Origin of the sequence: Mesorhizobium sp. YM1C-6-2 (genome assembly GCF_003666685.1) — a bacterium.
In the GTDB taxonomy this organism is placed as follows: Bacteria; Pseudomonadota; Alphaproteobacteria; order Rhizobiales; family Rhizobiaceae; genus Mesorhizobium_K.
Genome location: NZ_RCIZ01000001.1, coordinates 1,002,644 through 1,027,253, shown reverse-complemented (window position 1 = coordinate 1,027,253; position 24,610 = coordinate 1,002,644). Strand labels below are relative to the sequence as shown.

At 64.5% G+C, this 24,610-nt stretch carries 22 protein-coding genes and 2 pseudogenes; 7 read left to right on the top strand and 17 right to left on the bottom strand.

Going from position 1 to position 24,610, the window contains the following annotated elements; translation table 11 throughout:
* From D8676_RS04920 to D8676_RS04870, 10 genes and pseudogenes are all read right to left on the bottom strand, one after another.
* A partial coding sequence (locus tag D8676_RS04920) for an S-(hydroxymethyl)glutathione dehydrogenase/class III alcohol dehydrogenase (RefSeq protein WP_121579672.1) occupies positions 1-1,025 on the bottom strand: 1,025 nt, incomplete at its 3' end.
* Between the two features lie 35 nt (positions 1,026-1,060).
* On the bottom strand, positions 1,061-1,369 hold the full coding sequence (locus tag D8676_RS04915) for an acylphosphatase (protein ID WP_121579671.1): 309 nt from the start codon (positions 1,367-1,369) through the stop codon (positions 1,061-1,063).
* 43 nt (positions 1,370-1,412) lie between these two features.
* Positions 1,413-2,411 (bottom strand): annotated as a pseudogene (locus tag D8676_RS27620) (BMP family ABC transporter substrate-binding protein).
* A 122-nt stretch (positions 2,412-2,533) separates the two neighbouring features.
* Positions 2,534-3,454: an ABC transporter permease gene (locus tag D8676_RS04900; RefSeq protein WP_121579668.1), complete on the bottom strand. Its 921-nt coding sequence runs from the start codon at positions 3,452-3,454 to the stop codon at positions 2,534-2,536.
* Between the two features lies 1 nt (position 3,455).
* Positions 3,456-4,538, bottom strand: a complete 1,083-nt coding sequence (locus D8676_RS04895) for an ABC transporter permease (protein WP_121579667.1) — start codon at positions 4,536-4,538, stop codon at positions 3,456-3,458.
* Entirely contained in the window at positions 4,538-6,112 is a 1,575-nt protein-coding gene (locus D8676_RS04890) for an ABC transporter ATP-binding protein (RefSeq protein WP_183096975.1), read from the bottom strand. Before D8676_RS04890 ends, D8676_RS04895 begins: the two co-directional genes overlap by 1 nt.
* 69 nt (positions 6,113-6,181) lie before the next feature.
* Positions 6,182-7,150 (bottom strand): PDR/VanB family oxidoreductase, encoded by a 969-nt coding sequence (locus D8676_RS04885; RefSeq protein ID WP_121579665.1) that lies wholly within the window; start codon positions 7,148-7,150, stop codon positions 6,182-6,184.
* Positions 7,150-7,776, bottom strand: coding sequence for a glutathione S-transferase family protein (locus D8676_RS04880; RefSeq protein WP_121579664.1), 627 nt, complete (start codon positions 7,774-7,776; stop codon positions 7,150-7,152). The genes D8676_RS04885 and D8676_RS04880 overlap by 1 nt, the downstream gene beginning before the upstream one ends.
* 2 nt (positions 7,777-7,778) lie before the next feature.
* On the bottom strand, positions 7,779-8,348 hold the full coding sequence (locus D8676_RS04875; RefSeq protein ID WP_183096974.1) for a hypothetical protein: 570 nt from the start codon (positions 8,346-8,348) through the stop codon (positions 7,779-7,781).
* A gap of 100 nt (positions 8,349-8,448) precedes the next feature.
* Positions 8,449-9,132, bottom strand: coding sequence for a Rieske (2Fe-2S) protein (locus tag D8676_RS04870; RefSeq protein ID WP_245426569.1), 684 nt, complete (start codon positions 9,130-9,132; stop codon positions 8,449-8,451).
* A gap of 114 nt (positions 9,133-9,246) precedes the next feature.
* Between D8676_RS04870 and D8676_RS04865 the strand changes: the two genes are divergently transcribed.
* Complete coding sequence (locus D8676_RS04865) at positions 9,247-10,200, top strand: LysR family transcriptional regulator (RefSeq protein WP_121579663.1); 954 nt, start codon at positions 9,247-9,249, stop codon at positions 10,198-10,200.
* Positions 10,201-10,257: 57 nt separating this feature from the next.
* Here the strand turns inward: D8676_RS04865 and D8676_RS04860 are convergent, their stop codons facing one another.
* Entirely contained in the window at positions 10,258-11,166 is a 909-nt protein-coding gene (locus D8676_RS04860) for a LysR family transcriptional regulator (RefSeq protein WP_121579662.1), read from the bottom strand.
* Between the two features lie 138 nt (positions 11,167-11,304).
* On the opposite strand from D8676_RS04860, the gene D8676_RS04855 reads away from it, so the two are divergent.
* Positions 11,305-12,252: a ring-cleaving dioxygenase gene (locus D8676_RS04855; RefSeq protein ID WP_121579661.1), complete on the top strand. Its 948-nt coding sequence runs from the start codon at positions 11,305-11,307 to the stop codon at positions 12,250-12,252.
* A 64-nt stretch (positions 12,253-12,316) separates the two neighbouring features.
* Positions 12,317-12,868: an NADPH-dependent FMN reductase gene (locus D8676_RS04850; RefSeq protein ID WP_121579660.1), complete on the top strand. Its 552-nt coding sequence runs from the start codon at positions 12,317-12,319 to the stop codon at positions 12,866-12,868.
* A 57-nt stretch (positions 12,869-12,925) separates the two neighbouring features.
* Here D8676_RS04850 and D8676_RS04845 read toward each other — a convergent pair whose 3' ends face one another.
* Both D8676_RS04845 and D8676_RS04840 read right to left on the bottom strand, forming a co-directional pair.
* Positions 12,926-13,246 carry a multidrug efflux SMR transporter gene (locus tag D8676_RS04845; RefSeq protein ID WP_121579659.1) on the bottom strand — a complete coding sequence of 107 codons (321 nt, stop codon included), beginning with the start codon at positions 13,244-13,246 and terminating at the stop codon, positions 12,926-12,928.
* A gap of 97 nt (positions 13,247-13,343) precedes the next feature.
* A pseudogene (locus D8676_RS04840) lies at positions 13,344-13,483 on the bottom strand (F0F1 ATP synthase subunit A); the annotation flags it as partial.
* Positions 13,484-13,650: 167 nt separating this feature from the next.
* On the opposite strand from D8676_RS04840, the gene D8676_RS04835 reads away from it, so the two are divergent.
* The 4 genes from D8676_RS04835 (at position 13,651) to D8676_RS04820 (ending at position 19,366) form a co-directional block, all read left to right on the top strand.
* Positions 13,651-13,986, top strand: a complete 336-nt coding sequence (locus tag D8676_RS04835) for a hypothetical protein (protein WP_121579658.1) — start codon at positions 13,651-13,653, stop codon at positions 13,984-13,986.
* A 198-nt stretch (positions 13,987-14,184) separates the two neighbouring features.
* A complete protein-coding gene (locus tag D8676_RS04830) occupies positions 14,185-15,372 on the top strand; it encodes an efflux RND transporter periplasmic adaptor subunit (RefSeq protein WP_121579657.1) in 1,188 nt (395 codons plus the stop codon).
* On the top strand, positions 15,369-18,548 hold the full coding sequence (locus D8676_RS04825; RefSeq protein ID WP_121579656.1) for a multidrug efflux RND transporter permease subunit: 3,180 nt from the start codon (positions 15,369-15,371) through the stop codon (positions 18,546-18,548). Before D8676_RS04830 ends, D8676_RS04825 begins: the two co-directional genes overlap by 4 nt.
* Before the next feature lie 386 nt (positions 18,549-18,934).
* Entirely contained in the window at positions 18,935-19,366 is a 432-nt protein-coding gene (locus D8676_RS04820) for a cupin domain-containing protein (protein WP_121579655.1), read from the top strand.
* A gap of 8 nt (positions 19,367-19,374) precedes the next feature.
* On the opposite strand, the gene D8676_RS04815 is transcribed toward D8676_RS04820, so the two are convergent.
* From D8676_RS04815 to galE, 4 genes are all read right to left on the bottom strand, one after another.
* Positions 19,375-21,201 (bottom strand): alanine racemase, encoded by a 1,827-nt coding sequence (locus tag D8676_RS04815; RefSeq protein ID WP_121579654.1) that lies wholly within the window; start codon positions 21,199-21,201, stop codon positions 19,375-19,377.
* Positions 21,202-21,203: 2 nt separating this feature from the next.
* The gene (locus tag D8676_RS04810; protein ID WP_121579653.1) at positions 21,204-22,454 is read right to left on the bottom strand and encodes a D-amino acid dehydrogenase; all 1,251 of its coding nucleotides are present in this window, start codon (positions 22,452-22,454) and stop codon (positions 21,204-21,206) included.
* 31 nt (positions 22,455-22,485) lie between these two features.
* Entirely contained in the window at positions 22,486-23,439 is a 954-nt protein-coding gene (gene speB, locus D8676_RS04805; RefSeq protein WP_121579652.1) for an agmatinase, read from the bottom strand.
* A 127-nt stretch (positions 23,440-23,566) separates the two neighbouring features.
* Complete coding sequence (galE, locus tag D8676_RS04800; protein ID WP_121579651.1) at positions 23,567-24,586, bottom strand: UDP-glucose 4-epimerase GalE; 1,020 nt, start codon at positions 24,584-24,586, stop codon at positions 23,567-23,569.
* Positions 24,587-24,610: the final 24 nt, after the last annotated feature.

The following is a 24,610-nucleotide window of genomic DNA, read 5'->3' as shown; positions in this document are numbered from 1 at the left end:
TGGATCTTGCCGTCCATGTACCAGTCGACGATCCTCGGCACGTCGGTGCGGCCGCGCGCGCCGCCGAAGGCGGTGCCTTTCCAGGTGCGCCCGGTGACCAGCTGGAACGGCCGCGTCGAGATCTCCTGGCCGGCCCCGGCCACCCCGATGACGATCGACTGGCCCCAGCCGCGATGCGAGGCCTCCAGCGCCTGGCGCATCACCTTGACGTTGCCGGTGCAGTCGAAGGTGTAGTCGGCGCCGCCGATCTGGTCGGCGCCGCGCTTGGTCATGTTGACCAGATGGGGAACGATGTCGCCGTCGATCTCCTTCGGGTTGACGAAATGGGTCATGCCGAAGCGTTCGCCCCACTCCCGCCTGTCATTGTTGAGGTCGACGCCGATGATCATGTCGGCGCCGGCAAGCTTCAGGCCCTGGATGACGTTGAGGCCGATGCCGCCGAGGCCGAACACGATCGCGGTGGCGCCCATCTCGACCTTGGCCGTGTTGAAGACGGCGCCGACGCCTGTCGTCACGCCGCAGCCGATGTAGCAGATCGTGTCGAAGGGCGCGTCGGGATTGACCTTGGCGACCGCGATCTCGGGCAGCACGGTGAAGTTCGAGAAGGTCGAGCAGCCCATGTAATGGAAAATCTTGTCCTTGCCGATCGAAAAGCGGCTGGTGCCATCGGGCATCAGGCCCTGGCCTTGCGTGGCGCGGATGGCGGTGCACAGGTTGGTCTTGCGCGACAGGCAGGACGGGCACTGGCGGCATTCCGGCGTATAGAGCGGGATGACGTGGTCGCCCTTCTTCACCGAGGTGACGCCGGGCCCGACGTCGACGACGATGCCGGCGCCTTCATGGCCGAGGATGGCCGGGAAGATGCCTTCCGGATCGGCGCCCGACAGCGTGAACTCGTCGGTGTGGCAGATGCCGGTCGCCTTGATCTCGACCAGCACCTCGCCCGCGCGCGGACCCTCGAGGTCCACTTCCATGATCTCAAGCGGCTTTCCTGCGGCAACGGCCACGGCGGCGCGTGTCTTCATTAAAAATTCCTCCGAGGCTCAATATGGAAGGTTGATCAGTGCCGCCGCTCAAAACCGACGGTGTTCAAACCGGGTGAGCGATCCGAGCGCACCCATGAATCGACACGCGAAGCGATCGGCCCGAGGCTGCAGGTGATTTCAAAGGAATCCACCAAAGCCTCGGGACCCTCGACCAGCACAAGAACCGAAGGGCCGATATCCTGTATCCATCCCTTGAGGCCGAGGCGGGTGGCGCGTGCCATGACGAAATCGACGAAGGAAGGGCCGAGGACGCCTTCGAAACGGATTTCTGCCGCCCGTTCGCTGGCGCCGCCCAACCCAAGCCTTCCGCTGAAATATTCCATGCCACCCAGCTCGTCTTGTGAAAGCCGTCCGCCTCGGAAGGCGTCAGTTCGGCAGTGAGCCTTCAAGACCCTCGACCAGCCAGTTCATGCCGAAAATCTCCGGGTCGGGAAGAGTGGCCCCGGCCGCAACGCGTTCCGTGCCGGACTGATCGCGGAGCGGTCCGGCAAAAACGTGCATCTCTCCGCTTTCGAGCTTTGCCTCGGCTTCCTTGATCATCGCCATCTGGTCGGCCGTGAGCGCCTTGTTCCAGGCGACCACCTTCACCGTACCGTCGGCAAGCCCGCCCCGGGTATCTGTTCCCGTGAACTGACCGGCCAGCTTGTCCCCGACTTCCTTGATGAAATATTTCGTCCAATCCGTCGTCACCGATGCCAGGACAGCGTCGGGCCCATGCGCGGTCATGTCGGAATTGGTGTTCACCACGAAGACCTTCTGCGCCTGGCCGACATTGACGACGGACGGCGTATCCTGATGCAGGGAATAGAGGACATCGGCGCCCTGGGAGATCAGCGCGCGCGCCGCGTCCTGCTCTTTCGACGGATCGAACCAGGTATTGACCCAGACGATCTTGATCTAGGCGTCCGGATTGACCTTGTTCACCGCAAGCGCAATCGCGTTCACCTCCGCGACCACTTCAGGGACGGCAAACGCAGCGACGATGCCGATCGTGTTCGATTTTGTCACCGCGCCGCCGGCCATCCCGGCGAGGTAGAAGCCCTCATAGTTACGCGCCGTGAAGGTGCCGAAATTCTTGCTCTGCTTGAAGCCGCTGGCATGAATGAAGGCGACGTCGGGGAATTGCCTGGCGAGGCGAAGCCCGTCGTTGAAATAGCCGAAGGAGCCAAGCATGATGAACTTCGCGCCATCGCTGATCAGCTGGTTGATGACCCTGCTGGCATCCGGACCTTCAGGCACGTTGTCGACCACACGGGTCGTGATCTTGTCGCCGAATTCCTTGATAAGCGCTTCCCTTCCCATGTCCAGCTGCTTGGCCCAACCGACATCGCCTGTCGGCGTGGGATAGACGAAGCCGACTGTCATCGGCTCTGCCTGCGCAACGACGGGGGCAAACGCCATGCATGCGGTAATTGCCAGTGTCTTCAAGGTCTTCAGCATTTTCTTCCTCCCTGGATTTTGGTTTTTGCTGATCTTCGTTTTCTTGGTCAGTGGGTCCCGAGATAGACCCGCCCGAGCGAGACGGGTGCATTCAGGCGAACGCGCTTGCCGTCCATCGACAGGATGGATACGGCGACGATCGTGACGATGTAGGGGATGCTCGTCATCAACTGCGACGGAACGGAAATGCCGGCGCTCTGCACGAGCAATTCGCCGATCGAAGCCGCGCCGAACAGATACGCGCCGATGATGACGCGCTCGACCCGCCACATGGCGAACATCACCAGCGCGATGACGATCCAGCCGCGCCCGGCAATCATGCCGTCGGCCCACAGGGTGGAGCTGGCGATGCAGATGAAGGCGCCGGCGACACCGGCGAGAAAGCCGCCGAAGATGATCGCCAGAAAACGAACGCCGACGACGTTGTAGCCGACTGCGTTGGCCGATTCCGGCGATTCTCCGACCGCGCGCAGCACCAGCCCGACCTTGGAATATTTCAACATCCACCACAGCAATACCGCCAGCAGCGGTGCGAGGTAGACGGGCAACGGATGATGGAACAACCCCGGTCCCAGCACGGGGATATCCGACAACAGCGGTACGTCGATCCGCTGCATCGGCGCCACCGTCATGTTCTCATAGGGCTTGCCGACCAGGCCGGCAACGCCGATGCCGAACAGTCCGACCGCCAGTCCCGACACCACCTGATTGCCGAGAGCGAGCAGAACGACGAAGGCGAAGATGACCGACAGCGCAAGGGCCGCCATGCCTCCTGCCACCAGTGCCAGCCAATGGCTGCCGCTATACAGGACCACGATGAACGCGACGACGGCGCCGACGGACATCATGCCTTCGATGCTCAGATTGAGGACGCCCGATTTCTCGACGATCACCTCGCCGAGGGCCGCGATCAGCAGAGGTGTCGCCGCCAGAAGCGTGCCCGAGATCAGGAACGTGAACCAAGCCATTTCAGCTTACCTTCGCCAGCGACCAGGGGAACACCACGCGATAATCCACGAACACGCGCGCCACGATGTATCCGATCAGCAGCATGCCCTGCAGGATCGATATGACGGCGTAGGGGACGTCGGCGGATGCCTGGGCGATATTGCCGCCGACATAGATCACCGCCATGAAGAAGGCGGCGAACAGAATGCCGATGGCGTTCAAGCCGCCGAGAAAGGCCACGATGATCGCGGCAAAGCCGTAGCCGGGCGATACGACGCGCTGAAGCTGGCCGAGCGGGCCGGCAACCTCGAAAACGCCGGCAAGGCCAGCCGCGGCGCCACCGATCAACAGGCTGAGCCAGATCGCCCGGCTTTCCTTGAAGCCCGCGTAACGAGCGGCCTCCGGAGCAACGCCGCCGACCTGCAGTTTGTAGCCGATCAGGCTGCGTTCGACGAACAGCCACGCCGCCACCGATACTGCGAGGGCCACCAGCAGGCCGGTATTCACCCTTCCCGCGCTGCTCAGGAGCGAAAGCATCGCGACATCCGGAAACAATGCCGATTGGGGGAAGTTGAAGCCATGCGGGTCCCGCAAGGGTCCGCCAACGAGATAATAGAGGAGCTGCAGCGCCAGGCTGTTCAGCATCAGCGTGACGAGGATTTCGTTGGCGTTGAAACGCGTCCGCAGCGCGGCGGCTATCGCTGCCCAGCCCATGCCGCACAGCATTCCGATGAGCATCATGCCGCCTATCATCAGCGGGTTCTGGCTGTCGTTGTAGAAGATCGGCAGCAGGCTGCCGCCGATCGCGCCGACGATCAGCTGCCCCTCGGCCCCGATGTTCCACACCTTCGCTCGAAAGCCGATGGCAAGGCCCTGCGCGATCAGCAGCAGTGGGGTTGCCTTCAGCAGGACCTCGCCGATGTTGAACGCCGAACTGAACGGCGCCAGGAAAAGCTGGAAGAGTGCGGCGCCGGGCGAGATGCCCAGAAACGTCAGCAGGACGACGCCGCCCACGATGGTGGTCAAGACAGCGGCAAGCGGCGGAACGAGGCTCAGGAAGGGCGACAGGCTCGTTCGCGGTTCGATCATCCAGGGTGCGCGCATCAGGCTGCCTCCGCCTCGGAATCAGCCGGCCGATCGAGAAAGCCGCCTGTCATATAGCTTCCGATCGTTGCCGTGCTGGCCTCGGCTCGCGTCAAGGACGGAGACAGGCGACCGCGGAAGATGACCTGCATCCGATCCGCCACCTCGAACAATTCCTCCAGCTCGTCGCTGACGACGAGCAGCGCCACACCGTCGTCACGCAGCCGGATGAGCTCCTGGCGGATAGCTGCCGCCGCACCCACGTCGACGCCCCATGTGGGCTGCGCGACGATGAGGACTTTCGGCTTGAGCATGATCTCGCGCCCGACGATGAATTTTTGCAGGTTGCCGCCGGACAGGCTTCTCGCTTCGGCATAGGCGCCCTGGCAACGAACGTCCATATCGGCGATGCAACGGTCAGCCAAAGTCCGCGCTTCCTTGCGGTTGATGAACCCGCGCCTGACCAACCCGTTGGCATGTGCGGTGAGCAACGTGTTCTGCACGAGATTCATCTCAGGTATCGCGCCGCGTCCGTTGCGCTCCTCGGGAACGAAGGCAAGGCCGAGTGCGCGGCGCTGGCCGGCATTCATGTGGCCACAGGCAACGCCATCGATCAGGATCCGCTCCCGTTCCGCCCTCGGCAATGTCGTCTCGCCCGAAAGTATGGAGGCTAGTTCCTTCTGCCCATTGCCGGAAACTCCGGCAACGCCGAGAATTTCGCCAGGCCGCAACGTCAGATCGACGTCGTTCAGGACGACACCGAACGGATCTGTCGGAACGCTGGTCAGATTTCGTATCTCCATGGCCGGGGTTTCGCCCGGCTTGGCGGGGACTCTGGTCGGATGCGGCAGTTCGCGGCCAATCATCATCCGAGCCAGGGTCTCGTTTGTTTCGCGGGTTGGATCGACGGCGCCCACGACCTTGCCCGCGCGCATGATGGTCGCCCGCTGACACAGCGAACGTATCTCGTCCAGCTTGTGGCTGATGAAGAGGATCGCGCAGCCTTCGTCGGCCAGCGTACGCAAGGTTTCGAACAGAGGAGGAATGCCGCTTGGCGGCAGGACCGACGTCGGTTCGTCCATGATGATGAGGCGCGGCTTCTGCAGCAGGCAGCGGATCAGTTCCACGCGCTGGCGCTGGCCGACCGACAGCGAGTGAACCAACGCCAGAGGGTCTACCGGCAGGCCGAAGCGCTGTCCGAATTCCGCTATGCGAGGGCTGAGGGCCGCCGCGCTTTCCGGCACCGACAGGGAAATGTTTTCGGCGACGGTCAGGGTCTCGAACAACGAGAAATGCTGGAACACCATGCCTATGCCCAGGCTGCGGGCAACGGCCGGGGACTGGACCGTGACTTCCTCGCCCTGCCACACTATGCGGCCTGAACTCGGCGCAAGCACACCGTAGATCATCTTCATCAGCGTGCTTTTTCCGGCGCCGTTCTCGCCGAGAATGGCATGGATCTCGCCGGGATATATACTGATCGAGACATCCTCGTTGGCGCGCATGGCGCCGAACGATTTGCACAGCCGGTCCAATTGCAGCAGAGGTTGACGCTGCTCGACGCTAGTCAGAACCTGTTCCTTACCAATTGCCATTGTGAGCCTGATCTTTCACGTCGCTAGCGATGGTTGATCTCTCGACAATTTAAATGCGGCCTTACAACTCTAGATGTCCAAGATCAGAAGCTTGGACTTGCAGCGTGAAACGCATAGCGTCATCAAACGGCCCTCCTCGTGCTCGTCGTCCGAGAGATAAAGGTCGTTATGAAGCAGTTCGCCCTCCAGGACTGGCGTGACGCAAGTTCCACAAACACCTTGTTCGCAGCTGGTCTGAACTTCGATTCCAGCCTCCCGCAGCACTTCGATGATCGATTTGTCCGACGGCACGATCAACTCGACGCCCCGCCGGGCGAGGCGCACCACGAACTCATCGGCGCCTGCCTCTAGTTTCGGAGGCTCGGCGGAAAAATGCTCCAGAACGATCTGGTCCTTCGTCCACCCCGCACTGGTGGCGCAACTGCGCACCACATCCATGAACGGCCCGGGTCCGCACAGATAGACGAGGTCATCGGCGTTCGGGGCGCGCAGGATTTCCTCGAGCACATCGTTGAGCAATGGCGGCACCAGGCCGAAGTGATGGTTCACCCGGCTGGACCATTCGCTGCCGGTGATCAGATCGCGGAAGGCCATCTCGCTGTTGGAGCGCACGAAATAATGGAGGTGAAAATCCGCGTCACGCCTGAACAGCGCCTGCGACATCGAAAGAAGCGGCGTCACGCCGATGCCGCCTGCCAGAAGGATGTTCCTGCCCTTGTTTTCGCGCAGGGCGAAGTTGTTCTTCGGCCGGCTGATGCGAAGCCTGGATCCCTCCTGCAGATTGCCGTGCATGGCGCTTGAGCCACCGCGGCTGTTCGGCTCGCGCTTGACGCCGAGCACATACTGGGAGCAATCGGCCGCATCGTTGACCAGCGAATACTGCCGGCTCAGCCCGGGTATCGGGAACACGTCGACATGTGCCCCGGCCTTGAATTGAGGCAACGGCTCGCCGGACGCCAATTCGAGCACGAAGCTACGCACTTCCGACGTTTCAGATCGGATTTGCCGGACAATGACCTCCAGATCCCCGTCGTGCATCAGACGAACTCGGGGACGCCGGGCATGGCGTGAAAGCGGTCGAGACGACGGAAGTCGCGCATCCAGTTGCGCAGCGCCGGATAGTCCTCGTGGCCGATGCCGCCCTCGCCCGACAGCGCGATATAGGGGAAGGAGGCGATATCGGCGATGGTCGGCGTGTCCCCCACGATCCATTTGCGTCCGGCGATCTCGCGAGCCGTCATGTGATCCTCGAGGACGCGGAATGCGGCATGCGCATTCGTTCGCGCGGCGTGGACATCGAGCTTGTAGCCGAGCGCATCGTGCAGGCGCGCTGCAGACGAATTCATGAGTTCGCCGCCGGCAAACATCACCCACATCATCACGTCGCCGAAGCGCTCGTCGCGCGGCAGCCAGTGGCCATCCGCGTCGTATTTGTTGGCCAGATGGCACAGGATCGCCTGGGCGTCGCGCAGGATCAGGTCGCCATCCTGCAGGGCGGGCAACTGCCCGAGCGGGTTGATCTCCAGGAATTCCGGCGACTTGTGCTGACGGCCCGGATAGAAATTCATCTGCCGGCGATCGTAGGAAAGCCCCAGGAAGTTCAGCAGCAGCCGAACCTTGTAGCAGCTTCCCGACAGCGTGTAGTCGTATAGCGTGATCGTCATTGTCAGGCCGCTTGCTTCTCGAAAATTCCGAACCGCATGTTCATCGCCTTGAGCCAGCGGCGATAGGCGATGGAGCTGGCATCGGCCCGGGTCGGCAATTCATAGCTCGGATCGAGCGGCAGAAGCGCCGGCCTCTGGTTCTCCAGGATCACGCGATCCTGCAGGAAGATGGATTGCTGGAACTCGATGAGGTCGCCGTCGGTGCTCGTTTCGTCGACCAGCGCCATCGGCATGTATGCCAGGCAGTCGGCTTCATCCAACGGCTGAATGAACACGCAGATGGCGTCATTGCGGCTCGGATCGCCGTTCACCGTCTTGTAGAGCATGACGCTGAACGGCGACATCACGCGATAGATGTATTTGGTCATCTGCCCGGTCGTCGACGCCTTGGACGCCGACGGCTGGTAAAACGCACAATCCACCGCCCAGATCTCGTCGGCATCCTTGCGGTGTTCGGTCTTGTAGGCCACCACCTCGGACTTTTCCGGGTCGCCGAGAATGTCCTTGTGGATGAAGCACAGATGCGCGAGGTCAAGGAAGTTCTCGACCAGACGATAAGGGCTCGTGCGCACGCCGACGCTGCCGCAGCCGACGATTCGCCGATCCGGCTCATCGAACTCGAATATTTCCGGCAGGGCACGCGTCGGCGTGCCGAGGGTCGTGAAACGGCCATTACTTCTTCTCCCTTTCCGCCTCTATCTCGGCGCGCAAGTGCTGCATGCGCCTTGCAAGGTCGGCTCTGGCTGCGGAGGCGTTCTCGCCGCGGACGACGGCATGAAGCCCGGTGCGATCCGCGTTCACCGGCTGGATCGCCAGCAGCATTTCCATCTGCGACCCGATGCCGAGCAGGATCGCGCTCGGATTTTTCAGGCGAATGCTCGAAGGGGCACCGAAATCGAAGCTCTCGACGGCGGCTTCAACCTGTCCGGCGGGTCTGTTGACATAGAGGCTGCGTACGGGGAGCCAGCCTTCATCCGGGCCGAGATCGGGAAACGGCGCCGGTCCGCCGCGCTCGAGATTGGTCCACACGATGCCATAGCGGCTCTCGGCGGGATAAGAGCTTGCGCAGATCGTCTTGGGAGGCGTCAGTTCGGGATGTGCGGGTATCTCGATGCACTGCCCGTCGGTGCGATAGCTCCAGCCGTGGTAGATGCAGCGCAACGCATCGCCGCGGACGAAGCCGAAGCTCAGGCGCATGCCGCGATGGGGGCAACGGTCTTCCCAGATCCGGACAGGGCCGTCCTCGCCCCGCCACATGGCGAGCATTTCACCATCCACGATGACGGGATTGCTCGACGCCGGCTGGACTTGCCGATCGAGGCCGACACCTCGCCATTCATTCTGCCCGATCGCCACACGCTCCTCCCTGATGGTCTGGCCGATAAGTTGGGCGAACCATATTCGCGATTGACGGAGGGCTACAGACCATTATTTTGAAACAAGCTTGCGAAAATTTCGTACAAGGATTCCATGCAGCTCGACGATGTCCTGATTTTCCTCCAAATCGCGTCGAGTGGCTCCCTTTCGGCTGCCGCCAGGGCCGCCGCCAAGCCCAAGACCACCATCAGCCACCAGCTGAAGCGCCTTGAGGAGGAGATCGGCGCTCCGTTGTTCGTGCGGTCGAGCAACCGGCTCGTCCTCAACGAGGTCGGGCTCGACTTCCTGGACCACGCCAAGAACATCCGCCGCGCCTGCGAGCGCGGCCTCGATGCCGCGCGGCGGCAGCGCGAACTTGCCTTCGGAACCCTGCGGATCGGGTCAGGCGGGGAGTTTTCCTCGAACTTGATGGGACCGCTGGTGCTGCATTTTGCGCAGCGCTATCCGGACCTGAAGCTCGAGGTGATGGTCTTTCGCGGCGATGCGCTGCTAGCCGCCCGCGACAGCCTCGACGTGATCCTCTACCTTGGCGAGCCGCCCGTGCCGCAGGTTGCCGAGCTGACCGCGCGGATGATCGGCAGGTTCTCCTTCGGCCTCTATGCAAGCGATGCCTATCTGAAAGGGCACGGAAGTCCCGGCTCCCCCACAGAATTGCGCTCGCACGATCTCATCGGGTACCACAGCGGCGAAAGTCTGATGCTTTGGAACCTGCAGGACGGAGCGAAGGAATTCAGTCTGCAGCCCCATCCAAGGTTCCTGACCAACGATTATTGGGTGGCGAAACTGGCCGCCGTCCACGACCACGGCATCTGCTTCATACCCACATTCTTCGCCGACCTGGAGGTCGAAGCAGGGCTTCTGGAACCTGTCCTTCCCGCCTGGCGATCGAAGGAAGTGCCCATGTATGCTCTTTTCGCGAGTCATCGGCTGCAGAATCCCGGCCTGCGGGTGCTCATCAATTCGCTGACCGAGAACTTCAGCGACGTCTTCTCCTACCCATATCATGCGACCCGCACCGACGCGCTAAGGCGAGACGCGCGGATCTGACCGGAGACGTCTCGCTCAGTCGCCGAGACCGCACGGCGCCAACGATCACGACAATCGTTACGACAGCCATGGCGGCTGTTCGGCAAAGGCCTTCGCCAGGTGATCCACGATCGCCCGCAGCTTCATCGGCATCGGCTTGACGGGCGGCCAGACGACCGAAATCGGCAGCGGCGTCGGTTTCAGCTTTTCGGCGACCCTGATCAACTGCCCTTTCCGCAAGGCTTCATGCGCCACGAATAGCGGCAAAAGCGCGATGCCCAGTCCGGCTATCGCCATGTCGCGCATCGCCTCACCGTTGTTGGCCGACACGCGGCTTTTCATGGGGACGCCGGACACTGCTCCATCGTCGCCCCGAAACTGCCAGACGCTGGTCGCCTGGACGTTGAGATAGCCGATGGAGGAATGCGCCTGGAGGTCGTCGAGGCTCTCCGGCGCGCCGCGACGTCTGACGTAGTCGGCGCTTGCGACGATCACCCGGGGGTCCTCGCAGAGCTTGCGGACGATCAATCCGGAATCGCGCAACTGCCCGATGCGAACCGCAACGTCGAAACGACCGCGTACGAGGTCCATCACCCGGTCGTCATAGTCGAGCGTGATGTCCAGATCCGGGTGTTGCCGCGCAAAATCGGCGACCACCGAACTCAAGTGACTTGTCCCGAAACTCATCGGCGCCGCGATCGCGAGCGAACCTCTGAGGCCGGCCATGCCCCACGCCGCGCTTTCCACCGCATCGTTCATTTCGGCGAGCGCCGGCCGAAGCCGGAGCGCCAGTTCCTCGGCGCTCGCGGTCGGGCTTATGCGGCCGGCGTGCCGCTGGAAGAGCGCCGCTCCGAGGGCTGCTTCGAGATCGGCGATACGTTTGCTGACCACCGACTTGGAAAGGTTCGAGCGGGCGGCCGCTCCCGACACCGTGCCCGTATCCATGACGTCCAGAAACGTCCTGATTTCTTCGATCGTCCATCGCATGTCGTCACCCTACCGCATTTTGCGCGCGAGGATGCAAAACCGTTCGCAAATCGCGAACGCCGGCTTCGTCGCATGGAGGCTGAACATCCCTTCCGCGAGCGACCACATTGGCGCCAGCACAAAACAGGAGTAGCCGACATGCAACTGACTGGCATCCACCATCTGACGGCGATCACCGCCGACGCCCCCGCCAACAAGCGCTTCTACACCGACACACTGGGACTGCGGCTGGTCAAGAAGACCGTCAACCAGGACGACACCAGCGCCTATCATCTCTTTTACGCGGACGGCGAGGCAACGCCGGGCACGGATCTGACCTTCTTCGACTGGCCTGTCGCGCCGGAGCGGCGCGGCACGCATTCGATCAGCCGCACGGGCTTGCGCGTCTCCGGAGAGGAGGCCCTGAACTACTGGGCCGCCCGCCTCAACGATCTCGGCGTCAGTGCCGAGCCGGCCAGAACGGTCGACGGGCGCGCCACGATCGATTTCGAGGATCCCGAGGGCCAGCGCTTCAGGCTGGTCGACGACGGCGGCGCCGGTGACGCCCACCCCTGGGCGCTCGGTCCGGTGCCCGCCGCGCACCAGATCCGCGGCCTCGGCCCGATCACCATTTCGGTGCCTAAGCTGGAGCCCACCGACGACGTGCTGACGCGCGTGCTGAACATGAAGCAGGAACGGCAGTATGCCTCGCCGGACGGCCAGGGCGATGTTCATGTCTATCGCATGGGCGAAGGCGGGCCGGCAGCGGAGTTGCACGTCGCCGTCCAGCCCGACCTGCCGATCGCCCGCCAGGGCGCCGGAGCTGTCCACCACGTCGCGTTCCGCACGCCCGACATCCAGGCGATCCGCGATTGGGCGGCACGGCTTTCGGAATTCCGAATCCCGAGTTCCGGCGAGGTCGAGCGCTACTACTTCCGCTCGCTCTATTTCCGCGAGCCCGGTGGCAACCTGTTCGAGATCGCCACCGACGGCCCCGGCTTCACCGCCGACGAGCCGCTGGAACATCTCGGCGAGCGTCTGGCCCTGCCGCCGTTCCTCGAAGGCCGGCGCGCCTCGATCGAGGCGAACCTGAAGCCTTTGGGCTGACGGTCCGAAAAATCAAACCGGCCTGCGGCGTTTGCCGCGGGCCGCATCCTTGGAGGTTGATTTCATGACCAGGATACTTGGACTGTCCGGCAGTCTGCGCCGCGGCTCCTTCAACGCCGGCCTGCTCAGGGCTGCCGCTGAACTGGCGCCGGCGGGCGTCACCATCGACATCGGATCGATCCGCGACGTGCCCCTTTACGATGCCGACGCCGAGCAGGCCGAGGGCATCCCCGCGCCGGTGCAGGCGCTGAAGGCCAGCCTGCTGGCAGCCGATGGCCTGCTTCTGGCCACGCCGGAGAACAACAACAGCATCCCTGGCGTGTTCAAGAACGCGATAGACTGGATGAGCCGGCCGGCCAGCGACATAGCCCGTCATTTCGGCGGCAAGCCGGTGGCTGTCATCGGCGCCTCGCCGGGTGCGTTCGGCACGGTCATGTCGCAGGCCGCCTGGCTGCCGGTTCTCCGGACGCTCGGCACTTTGCACTGGACGGGCGGCCGGCTGCTGGTCGGCCGCGCCGGCTCCCTGTTCGACGCGGACGGCAACCTGACCGACGAGGCGATCCGCGAGCGCCTGCGCGATTTCGTGGCCGGTTTCGCCGCCTTCATCGAACGCTGACCGCCAGCCTGCCGGCTACGGCGCGGGCGGTTCGCGCCGTAGCGATCATGTCGCCGATCAAGCCGTGCTGGACAACTTCATCAGCACGATCCCGGAGACGATCAGGGCGCCGGCGGCGAGGCGCATCGGGGTAGCCGCCTCGCCAAGGACGATCACGCCCACCGCGAATGCGCCGACCGCGCCGATGCCCGTCCAGATCGTATAGGCGGTGCCGAGCGGCAGCGTCCGCATCGCGATCGACAGCAGCGCGAAGCTCGCGATCATGGTGACGATGGTGACGGTGCTCGGCACAAGCAGCGTGAACCCGGCCGATTTCTTCATGTAGAACGCCCACACGATTTCGAGCACGCCGGCGAGTACGAGATAGATCCAGGCCATGACACGGCCCTCCTTTCAGGGCCGGGCCGTCCCGGTCGGTTGATATGGATTGGAGAGGCCGTCCTCTCCGCTTAGATGGGACCGAACGCGTCTGCGGTCAATGCCCCGGATGCAGCGCATCGTTGAGGTACATGCAGGTCAGCATTGTGAAAATGTAAGCCTGGATCACCGACATCAGCAGTTCCAGCCCGGTAAGCGCGACCGTCATCGCCAATGGCAGGACACGGCCTGCATGACGTATCCGGTCGCAGAAGGTCCCCTGGCGACGGTGCGTCCCTCGAAGCCCTTCAAACCAGCCTCCAACCACGTCTTGCCGCCATAAGCCCGGGGGTGCCGGTTCGAGAGTCCATCGATGACCCGGCCATGCCTCGACGTGGCCGCGATCTCCGCGTTAGAGTGGAGGCATGAGATCGGCCGCCTCAATCCCGCCGACCGGCTTGGTCGTCCTTCTGGTCCTGCTCGCCGGCTGCGCATCGCGCGGGTCGGTCGACCCGTCCGCCTACGCCACGATGGACTGCAACGAACTGAACCACACGTTGTCCGGCGTGGCCGGCAGCATTTCCCAGACGGCCATCACCCGCGGCAGGGTCGCCCGGACCAACATTCCCGGCTGGGTTCCGGGAGGAACGCGCGTCGCGACGGCCGTCACCGACCGCCAGACCGCCAGGATCGAAAGGCTCCAGCAGCAGGAACGCACCATCTCCTCGGCGAGGGACCAGGTCTGCGCCCGGCGCCAGTGAGCGCCGCCTTCGCCGGAAAGGCGCTCCCGCCATTTGATGTCAGTAGCCCGCGAGGTTTTCCAGCGGCCCCTCTTTTCAGCGCCGGTCCCGATACATAAATGCTGCCGACACCCGGGTGTCGGGACGCTCGGCTGGGCGGTTGCGCCGCATGGCGCCATATGTCAGCCTGCGTTTCAGACCGAGCGTCATGAGGGATAAATGAGCCGACAGGACAATTCCTCCGCAGCCGCGTCCGCGCCTCTCTTGCGGCGCCTGCTACCCTCGGCTGGTCTGCTTGCCGGCCTTCTTCTCTCGACACAGGCTTTCGCCCAGCAGGAACCGCCGACGGTGACCGCGGCAAAGCCGGTGGTGCGCGACATCGTCGAGGACGACGAGTTCGTCGGCCGCTTCGAGGCGGTAGACCAGGTAGCGGTCAGGTCGCGCGTGAACGGCTATCTCCAGGAGATCCATTTCACCGACGGCGCGCTCGTCAAGAAGGGCGACCTGCTCTTCACCATAGACCAACGCCCCTATCAGGCGACCTATGATGCAGCCAAATCGCGGGTGGGTGTCGCCACGAGCCTGCTCGATTTCAGCAAACTTCAACTTGAGCGCGCCGAGGATCTTTCCAAAAGCGGCAATCTGCCGACCTCCACGCTCGACGACCGGCGGCGCGAATATCTGGCTGCCGAAGCAGGACTTCAGGGCGCCACGGCCGAGCTGCAGACGGCGAGCCTCGACCTCGAATTCACCGAGATCAAGGCGCCGCTTTCAGGCCGCATCGACCGCCGCCTCGTCTCGGTCGGCAATCTCGTGCAGTCGGACACGACGCTGCTCACCACCATCGTGGCGACGGACCCCATCGATTTCTACTTCGATGTCGACGAGCGCCTCTACCTCGCCTACGCCAGCGATGCGCGCAAGCGCGGCGGCACGCTGCAGCAAGGCGCCGGCGGGCTCGACGTCTCGGTCCGCATCGCCGATCGCGAAGGCGCTTCCTTCAAGGGCAAGCTCGACTTCGCCGAGAACCGCATCGACGCCGCCACCGGCACGATGCGCGTGCGCGCCCGCTTCGACAATCCGGACGGCGTCCTGCAGCCCGGCATGTTCGGCCGCATCAACGTACCGGGCTCCCTCCCCTACAGGGGCGTCATGGTGCCCGACCAGGCGATCGGCGCCGATCAGAACCGCCGCATCGTCTATGTCGTCGACGCGGAAGGCAATGTCAGCGCCAAGCCGGTCCGCACCGGCCCGCGCCAGCACGGCTACCGCGTCATTCGCGAAGGACTCACCGGCGACGAGACGATCGTCATCGACGGGCTGATGCGGGTCAGGCCCGGCGTCAAGGTCAAGGCGGAGGTGGTGACGCTGCCGCCCGAGGGCGAGGTCGCCGGGGTCGCCCAATGAGATTCTCGCATTTCTTCGTCGACCGGCCGATCTTCGCGTCGGTGCTGTCGATTGTGCTCGTGATCGTCGGCGCCATCGCCTACACGCAGCTTCCCGTCGCGCAGTATCCCGAGATCGCGCCGCCGACCATCGTGGTTCGCGCCGTCTATCCGGGCGCCGACGCCGAGACCGTCGCCTCGACGGTGGCGACGCCCATCGAGCAGGAGATCAACGGCGTCGAGGACATGCTCTACATGTCCTCCTATTCGTCAGGCGACGGTGCGATGTCGCTCACCATCACCTTCGAGCTCGGCACCGACCTCGACCAGGCGCAGGTGCTGGTCCAGAACCGCGTCGCGATCGCCGAGCCCCGGCTGCCGGAGGAGGTGCGCCGCCAGGGCATCACCACCGAGAAGAGCTCGCCCGACCTGATGATGGTCATCCATATGCTGTCGCCAGACGACACCTATGACCAGCTCTACGTCTCCAACTATGCGCGCTCGCGGGTGCGCGACGTGCTGTTGCGTCTCGACGGGGTCGGCGACCTCCTCATCTTCGGCGAGCGCGAATATTCGCTGCGCATCTGGCTCGATCCCGAAAAGCTGTCAGCGCTCGGCATGACGTCGGGCGATATCGTGGAAGCGCTGCGCGCCCAGAACGTGCAGGTGTCCGGCGGCTCGATCGGCGCGCCGCCGAACGACAGCGACACCGCGTTCCAGTACACCGTCACCACGCAGGGCCGCTTCGACGACGCCCGCGACTTCCGTTACGTCATCGTCAAGTCGACCGAGGACGGTCGCCTCATCACCTTGCAGGACGTCGCCCGCATCGAGCTCGGCGCCAAGGACTACATCACCAATTCCTACCTCAACGGCAAGCCGGCGGTTGCGCTCGGCATCTTCCAGCGGCCGGGAACGAACGCACTCGGGTCCGCCGAGGAGATCCAGAAAACCATCGCCGAGCTGGCCAAGGACTTCCCACCGGGCCTCACCTACGAGATCGTCTACAACCCGACCGAGTTCATCGCCGAGTCCATCAACGAGGTCTACAAGACGATCCTCGAGGCTATCGCGCTCGTCATCATCGTCATCATCGTGTTCCTGCAGTCGTGGCGTATGGCCATCGTGCCGATCGTGGCGATCCCGGTGTCCCTGATCGGCACGCTGGCGATTCTCTTCGCGCTCGGCTTCTCGCTGAACATGCTCACCCTGTTCGGTCTCGTCCTGGCGATCGGCATCGTGGTCGACGACGCCATCGTCGTGGTCGAGAACGTCGAGCGCAACATCCGCCTCGGCTACGATCCGGCGACCGCCTCGCACCGAACGATGGACGAGGTCGGTGCGGCCGTCGTCGCTATCTCGCTGGTGTTGACCGCCGTCTTCGTGCCGACTGCATTCATTCCCGGAATTACCGGACAGTTCTACCTGCAATTCGCGATCACAATCGCCGTCGCCACGATCATATCAGCGCTGAATTCGCTGACGCTGTCGCCGGCGCTCGCCGCCCTTCTCTTCAAGCCGCATCAGGCGCATGCCGCGCCATCGCGCTTCTGGCCGGCGCGCATAGGCCGGTTCCTCGCGGACGGCTTCAACAACGGCTTCGACCGGATGGCCTCGGCCTATGCCCGGCTTGTCCGTCTCCTTGTCGGCACATGGACGGCGCTGCTCGTCATGCTCGCCGTCTTCTGCGCGCTCATCTACGCAACCGTGCACATGATGCAGACGGTGCCGACCGGCTTCATCCCGGCGATGGACCAGGGTTACGCCATCGTCGTGGTTCAGCTTCCGGACGGCGCCTCGCTGTCGCGCACCGACAAGGTCGTGCTCGAGGCTTCCGAGATCATCCGCAACACGCCGGGCGTCAGGGATGCGGTGGCCTTCGCCGGCTTCTCGGGCGCCACCTTCACCAACGCCAGCAATGCCGGCGTCATCTTCGCCGCCTTCGATTCCTTCGAGGAAAGGCTCGCCGCCGGCCATTCCGCCGACCAGATCATCGGCACGCTGTTCGGCTCCATGCAGGCGATCCAGGAAGCCTTCATCATCGCGGTGCCGCCGCCGCCGGTGCCGGGCATCGGCAATTCCGGCGGCTTCAAGATGCAGATCCAGGAGCGCAACAGCGCCGACATGCGGTCGATCCTGGGCCTCGCCTACGAGATCGCCGGCAGGGCCAACCAGACCCCCGGCCTCACCGGCGTCTTCACCACTTTCTCCGCATCGAGCCCGCAATTCTTCCTGGCGATCGACCGCGACAAGGCACGTATGCTGAACGTCGAGATCCCGCAGATCTTCGAGACGCTGTCGATCAATCTCGGCACTGCCTACGTCAACGATTTCAACGCCTTCGGCCGCGTCTACCAAGTGCAGGCGCAAGCCGACCAGCAGTTCCGCATCGACCGCGAGGACATACTGAAGCTGAAGGTGCGCTCCGCCAGCGGCCAGCTGGTGCCGCTCGGCACGCTGGTCGAGATCCGCGATGTCGCCGGCCCGACGCTCGTTCAGCGCTACAACATGTACGTATCGGTGCCCGTGCAGGGCAACGCCGCGCCCGGCGTCGCCAGCGGCGATGCGCTTGACGCCATGGAGAAGATCGCGGCCGAGACATTGCCACCGGGTACCTCCTACGAATGGACCGAGCTCGCGCTGCAGGAGAAGCAGACCGGCAACACGGCGATCTTCATCTTCGGCCTGTCCGTGCTCTTCGTCTTCCTCGCACTTGCGGCGCAGTATGAGAGCTGGACCATGCCCCTGGCGATCATCCTGGTGGTTCCGCTCGGCGTGCTCGCGGCCTTGATCGGCGTAGCCACGCGCGGGCTCGACAACAACGTGCTCGTCCAGATCGGCCTCGTCGTGCTGATCGGCCTGGCGGCCAAGAACGCGATTCTCATCGTCGAATTCGCAAGGCAGGCGCAGGAGCGCGGCGAGACCCTGGTCAATGCCGTCGCCGAGGCCAGCCGGCTGCGCCTCAGGCCCATCCTGATGACGGCCTTCGCCTTCATCCTCGGCGTCGTGCCGCTGGTCATCGCGACCGGTCCAGGCGCCGAGATGCGCCGTTCGCTCGGCACGGCCGTCTTCTCAGGCATGCTCGGCGTGACGCTGATCGGTCTCTTCCTGACGCCGGTTTTCTACGTCGTGCTCAGAAGGCTGTTCCCGGCCCGGATCAAGGCTGGGGCACCGGTGGTTGAAACTCATCCGGGTTAACCGATTGGAATTCAGAATAATGCAGCCAAAACAGTGGCTTGCCTCGACTAATGCAATCAAAAATTGCATTCAAAATGGCTTAAGTTAGAATCTGCTGCTGCACGCCGATTTAACCATATGGTGCGATAACGTAATAGCGCCGGGACGCGTACTGTGGTGCCATCCTCTTGCGGCGGACCACCCTCCGCACGGCCGGCGCCGCCCACTCCCAAGCCCCCAGCTAGGCGCCGGCCCTCGCGGGGCTTTTTCCTCCCAGAAGAAATTTGGCCAGCAGGCCGCTGGATCCTCGGCCGCCACGTCAGCGGGAAACTCTTCGCGCCAACGACTTCCGCAGTTCTCGCGTCTGCCGGTTCTGCTAAGCTCCGCCGCATCCGACGGAGGGGACAATGCGGAAAATGCTGACGGTCGCGGCCTTGCTGGCCTGCGTTTCATTCAACCCGGCGCATGCGCTGGACAGCGGCGCGGCGGCGCCGGTGGTGGTGACGCCGGTGAAGACCACCGCGACCACCTCGACGGGCCAACCCCTCACGCTGCCGCAGAACAACGTCGAGGTGACCGCCTCGATCTACGACATCGCTCCCGGCGCGACGCTGCCGGTGCACAAGCACCCGTTCGCCCGCTACGCCTATGTGCTCGCCGGCACGCTGCAGGTCACCAATGTCGACACCGGCAAGAGCGACGTCTTCAAGACCGGCGACTTCATCGTCGAGATGATCGACCAGTGGCACCAGGGTTCCAATATCGGCCTCGACCCGGTCAAGCTCCTGGTGATCGACCAGATCGAGGCCGGCGCAAAGGCGACGGTCCTCAGGCAATAGGGCGCTTGCTACAGTATCCGCTTGCCGAATGCCGACATGACGAAGCTGAGCGTCTCCGCGGTCACCCGTTCGTCGAGCGTCGCGGACAGCGCCGACACGTCCATCGAGATCATGCCGCCGGCCAGCGCGATCATCTCCATCGCCTGGTGCGTCTCGCGCACCGTCATGCCGCCGGAACCGTCGGCCCAGCCGGGAATCTCGGTCGCCGTGGGCGAATAGCTGACGTGGAATCCGGCGGTGCCGGTCGTGGCGATCCGTATCGCCTCGCGCACCACCTGGCGCATTCCCGACGCATCGATGTCGGCCATGGTGAACACGGTGATGCGCGACTGCTTCAGCACTGCGGCCTCGGCAGGGCTTGCCTCGCGCAGGCCGATCAACACGACATTCTCGGGCGAGAGCTGCGGCTGCAGCGGGCCCTGCTCGTCCATCAGTCCGAGCACCTGGGACAGCACCGAATTTTCCGTGGCTGCCCCACCGGCATCCCGCTCCGACCCGAGCGACGCCCTGGAATCGAACCGGATCAGGCCAACCGAATGCGTCTCCTCGACCGTCGCTGCGAGCGCCTCGAGCGCAACGCGCCGGTCGGTGCCCGCCGAGAGCCGCATCAGCCCCGCCGGCAGCCGCGCGGCGTCGCCGGGCTCGACCACGTCGTAGTCCATCGCCTCCAGCCGCGCGCCGGCGTCGAGCCTCGCCAGCATCGCCGCCGCACCACGGTCGGCGACGATCTGCACCATCTTGCCGCGCGGCGTGATCTCGACGCCGTGCAGCGGCACCTTCTCGACATATTCCGAGGTCATCGCCAGCAGCATCGCGCCGTAGTTCATGCGGAAGGCGACGCGGTCGCCGACCCTGACCGGCGGATCGGCGTCGGTGACGTCCATCATCAGGTGGTCGCTCGACGCACCGAGCACGCGCGCACCCTTGTGGATCGGCGTCAGCCCCTCGACCATCACGTCCTCGCGGCCGACATTGGCGATCGCCCGCAGCCGGTCGCCGTCGTCGGGGAAATAAGGCTGGTTGCCGAAGGCGTCGTAGCCGGACTGGCCGATCGGCCGCGACGGCTTCATCTTCACCTCGATCACGTCGGCGGTCAGCCGGCAGGCGTCGGCTTCGAGTTCCTTCCACGGCGTTTCGCGGAACGTCTCGACGCCGCCCTGCAGGATCGCCTCGCCGACCCGGAGATTGTTGATCCCGGAAGGCAGCGTGCCGTCGAGCAGCAGTTGCAATGACGACGAGGCGCCGCCCGACACATAGTCCAGGCTTATGCCGGCCAGCCTCTCTATCTTGTAGGCATGCGCGACCAGTTGGCCGAGATTGTCCGGCGTCGGCATGATGGCGCCGAAGCAGCCGAGATTGGTGCCTATGCCGGCGATGCGCACGCCCTTCATCTCCAATATCCGCTCGACTGTCGGCAGCAGGTCGTTCGGCCAGATGCCCTCGCGCAGGTCGCCGAGGTCGACCATCAGCATGATGTCGTGCACGCGCCCCATGCGCTCGGCGATGCGCGAGATTTCGCGGATGATGGCGAGTTCCGACTGCAGGCTGATGTCGACCGACCGCACCACTTCCTCGGCGCGCGAGATCGGCGGGCTGCGCAGGAGCATGATCGGCGCCGCGATGCCGCTGTCGCGCAGTCGACGGATGTTCTGGAAGCGCGATTCGGCCAGCCCGGCCACGCCGCCGCGCAGCATCGCGCGCGCCACCTGCGGCATGCCGCACATGCCCTTGGTGACGCCGAACACCTTGATGCCGGCCTCCGCGCAGCGCGCGACGACCGTCCGCGCGTTGCGCTCGATGCGGCCGAGATCGATGGCGACTTCCGGTCCGGACATGGTCAGCCCTTGTACAGAAGCCCCTGTGGATCGATCTCCGGCTTGCGCCCAGCGACGAGGTCGGCGACGAACTGTCCCGAGCCCGCCGCCATCGTCCAGCCGACATGGCCATGGCCTGTGTTGAGATAGAAGTTTCTGAAGCGGGCCTGCCCGACCACTGGCACCGAGTTTGGCATCATCGGCCGAAGCCCTGCCCACATCTCCGCTTGTTTCTCGTCGGCGGCGCCAGGGAAGAGATCGCGCGCCGTGCGGAAGATGGTGGCGAAGTCGCGTGGCTGGTGGCTGCGGTCGAAGCCGGCGAACTCCGCGGTCGACGACATCCTCAGCCGGTCGCCCAGCCTGGAATAGCCGATCAGGCTGTCCTCGTCCGCGCCGCCCATGGTCGGTCCCTTGGACGGATCGGCCAGCGGCATCGTCACCGTGTAGCCCTTGACCGGATAGACGGGCAGGTCGATGCCATGGCTGCGCGCGAAGACGCCGCTCTCCGGCCCGAGCGACAGCACGAAGGCATCGGCAGGCACCGGACCGGCCGAGGTGCGGACGGCCGTTACGCGATCGCCCTCGATATCCAACCCTTCGACCGAGGTCCCGAACCGGAACGTCACGCCGAGTTTCTCCGCCATATGAGCCGCGAGCCTTGTGGCGAAGAGGCGCGAGTCGCCCGTCTGGTCGATCGGCGAATAGACGCCGCCGGCGATCTTGTCCGCCGCATCCGCCAGCCCCGGCTCGACCTCGACCAGCCGCTTGCGGTCGACGATCTCGATCGGGAAGCCGTTTTCGCCGAGGAAGCGATAGTTGTCGGCGCCGGTGTCGAGGCTTTGCTGCGTGCGGAAGAAGTAGACGATGCCTTTCTTCCGCTGGTCGTAGTCGATGCCGATCTCGTCCTCGATGCGGTTGATGCATTCGCGCGAATGCAGCGCCAGCCTCAGCTTCACCAGCGTGTTGGCGCGCATCTTCGCCGTCGTGCATTCGCGCAGGAACCGCCACGTCCAGAGATAGAAATAGGGATCGGCCTGAAGCCGCACGCGGATGCCGAGATCGCGCCGGTAGAGCCCCTTGAAGAAGGTGCGCAACGCATCCGGCGAGGCCCAGGCCGTGGCGTCTCCCGGCGACACCAGCCCGGCATTGGAATAGCTGGTGCCTTGCGCCGCTCCCGCATGACGCTCCAGCACCGTTACCTCATGTCCGTCGCGCGCCAGCCAGTAGGCCGCAGCCGTGCCGACCACGCCCGCGCCAAGCACCACGATCTTCATGCCGCCCCTCCCCGCATGATGCTGTCCCGGCCTATGCCCGCCGCTCGACGCCGGGCAGCACACAGAGCATCTCGAACAGCAGATAGGCCGCCGTCAGCGCCGTGTTGCCCGTCGTGTCGTAGGGCGGCGAAACCTCGACCAGGTCGCCGCCGACGAGGTTCAGTCCCCAACAGCCGCGGATGATCTCCAGCGCCTGGATGGTGGTCAGGCCGCCGATCTCGGGCGTGCCGGTGCCGGGCGCGAAGCCGGGATCGAGGCTGTCGATGTCGTAGGAGAGGTAGACCGGCCCGTCGCCCATCTGGGTGCGCACCTCCTCCATCAGCGGCGTCAGCGACTTGTGCCAGCATTCCTCCGCCTGCACGACGCGAAAACCCTGGCTTCGCGTCCAGTCGAAGTCGTCCGCAGCGTAGCCGGTGCCACGCAGGCCGATCTGGATACAGCGCTTGGTGTCGAGCACGCCGGCCTCGACCGCGCGGCGGAAGGGCGTGCCATGGGCGATCGGCTCGCCGAACATGTGATCGTTGATATCTGCATGGGCGTCGACATGGATCAGCCCGACCGGCCCGTGCTTGTTGGCGATCGCGCGCAGGATCGGATAGGCGATGGTGTGGTCGCCGCCGAGCGTCAGTGGGATGCAGTCATGGGCGAGGATGGCGTCGTACGCCCCGGTGATGATGTCCATGCATTTCGGCAGGTTGAACGTGTCGATCGCCACGTCGCCGATGTCGGCCACCTGCAGGCTGTCGAAGGGGGCGGCGCGGGACGCCATATTGTAGGGCCGGATGAAGCTCGATTCGGCCCTGATCTGGCGCGGCCCGAAACGGGTGCCGGGCCGGTTCGAGGTGCCGATGTCCATGGGCACGCCGACGAAGCAGGCGTCGAGCCCCTCGGCCGTCGGCTGGGCGGGCAGCCGCATGAAGGTTGCCGGCGCGCCGAAACGCGGCATCTCGTTGCCGCCGAGCGGCTGGTTGAATTTCTTCGCCATTCACGCTTTTCCATTTTTCGGCAGCCGGACCGCAAACTCCGGCCACCTCCGATTGTCGGAAAGCGCAGGCCGAAAAGCAATCGCCACGCTGCCGGCTTCGCAGGGTCCAGCCTTGGCCGGGCCCGTCTCAGGTTCCGGTGCGGTTAGGCCAGTTCTTCGTCGCGAGAATCCGCTCCCAGGACAGCGCGTCCGAAACGATCCGGTCGAGATCGTCGAGCTGCGGCACCCAGCCGAATTCCTTCCTTGCCAGGTCCGAATTCGCCACCACCGCCACCGCGTCGCCAGGCCGGCGGCCGGCGATGCGCACGTCGATCTCGCCGCCATAGATGCGCTTCACGCTCTCCATCACCTCGAGCACCGAATAGCCGTGGCCGTAGCCGCAATTGGCGACCAGGCTGCCGCCGCCCGCCCTGAGACGGTCGAGCGCCAGGCGGTGCGCCGCGGCGAGGTCGCTGACATGGATGTAGTCGCGGATGCAGGTTCCGTCCGGGGTCGGATAGTCGTTGCCGTAGATCTGCATGAAGGGCCGCTTGCCCAGCGCCGTTTCGGCCGCCACCTTGATCAGCAGCGTCGCGCCCGGCGTCGACTGGCCGGTGCGGCCCTTGGGATCGGCGCCGGCGACATTGAAATAGCGCAGCACGGTGTAGTCGAAGCCTTCATGGGCGGCGGCCGTATCGCGCAGGATCCATTCGGTCATCAGCTTCGACGTGCCGTAGGGCGATTCGGGCACAGTACGTGCATCCTCGCGCACCGGTTCGACGCCGGCCGTGCCGTAGACGGCGGCAGTCGAGGAGAAGATGAAATGCGGCACCTTCTCGGCGACCGCCGCGGCAATCAGGCTGCGCGTCTTGCAGGTGTTGTTCTCGTAGTAGAGCAGCGGATCGGACACCGATTCGGATACGATCAGCGAACCGGCAAAGTGGATGATCGCATTCACCTTGTGCTCCCTGATGATCCTGGTCACCAGTTCGCTGTCGCCGACATCCCCGACATAGAGCTTCGCCTCGGCAGGCACCGCCCAGTCGAAACCGGAGGACAGCCGGTCCAGCACCACCACCGACTCGCCGTGGTCCAGCAGTTCCCAGACCATGTGGCTGCCGATATAGCCGGCTCCGCCGGTGACGAGGACACTTCCATGGGGGCTCATTCGGGCTCTCCAGAAGATCGTGCG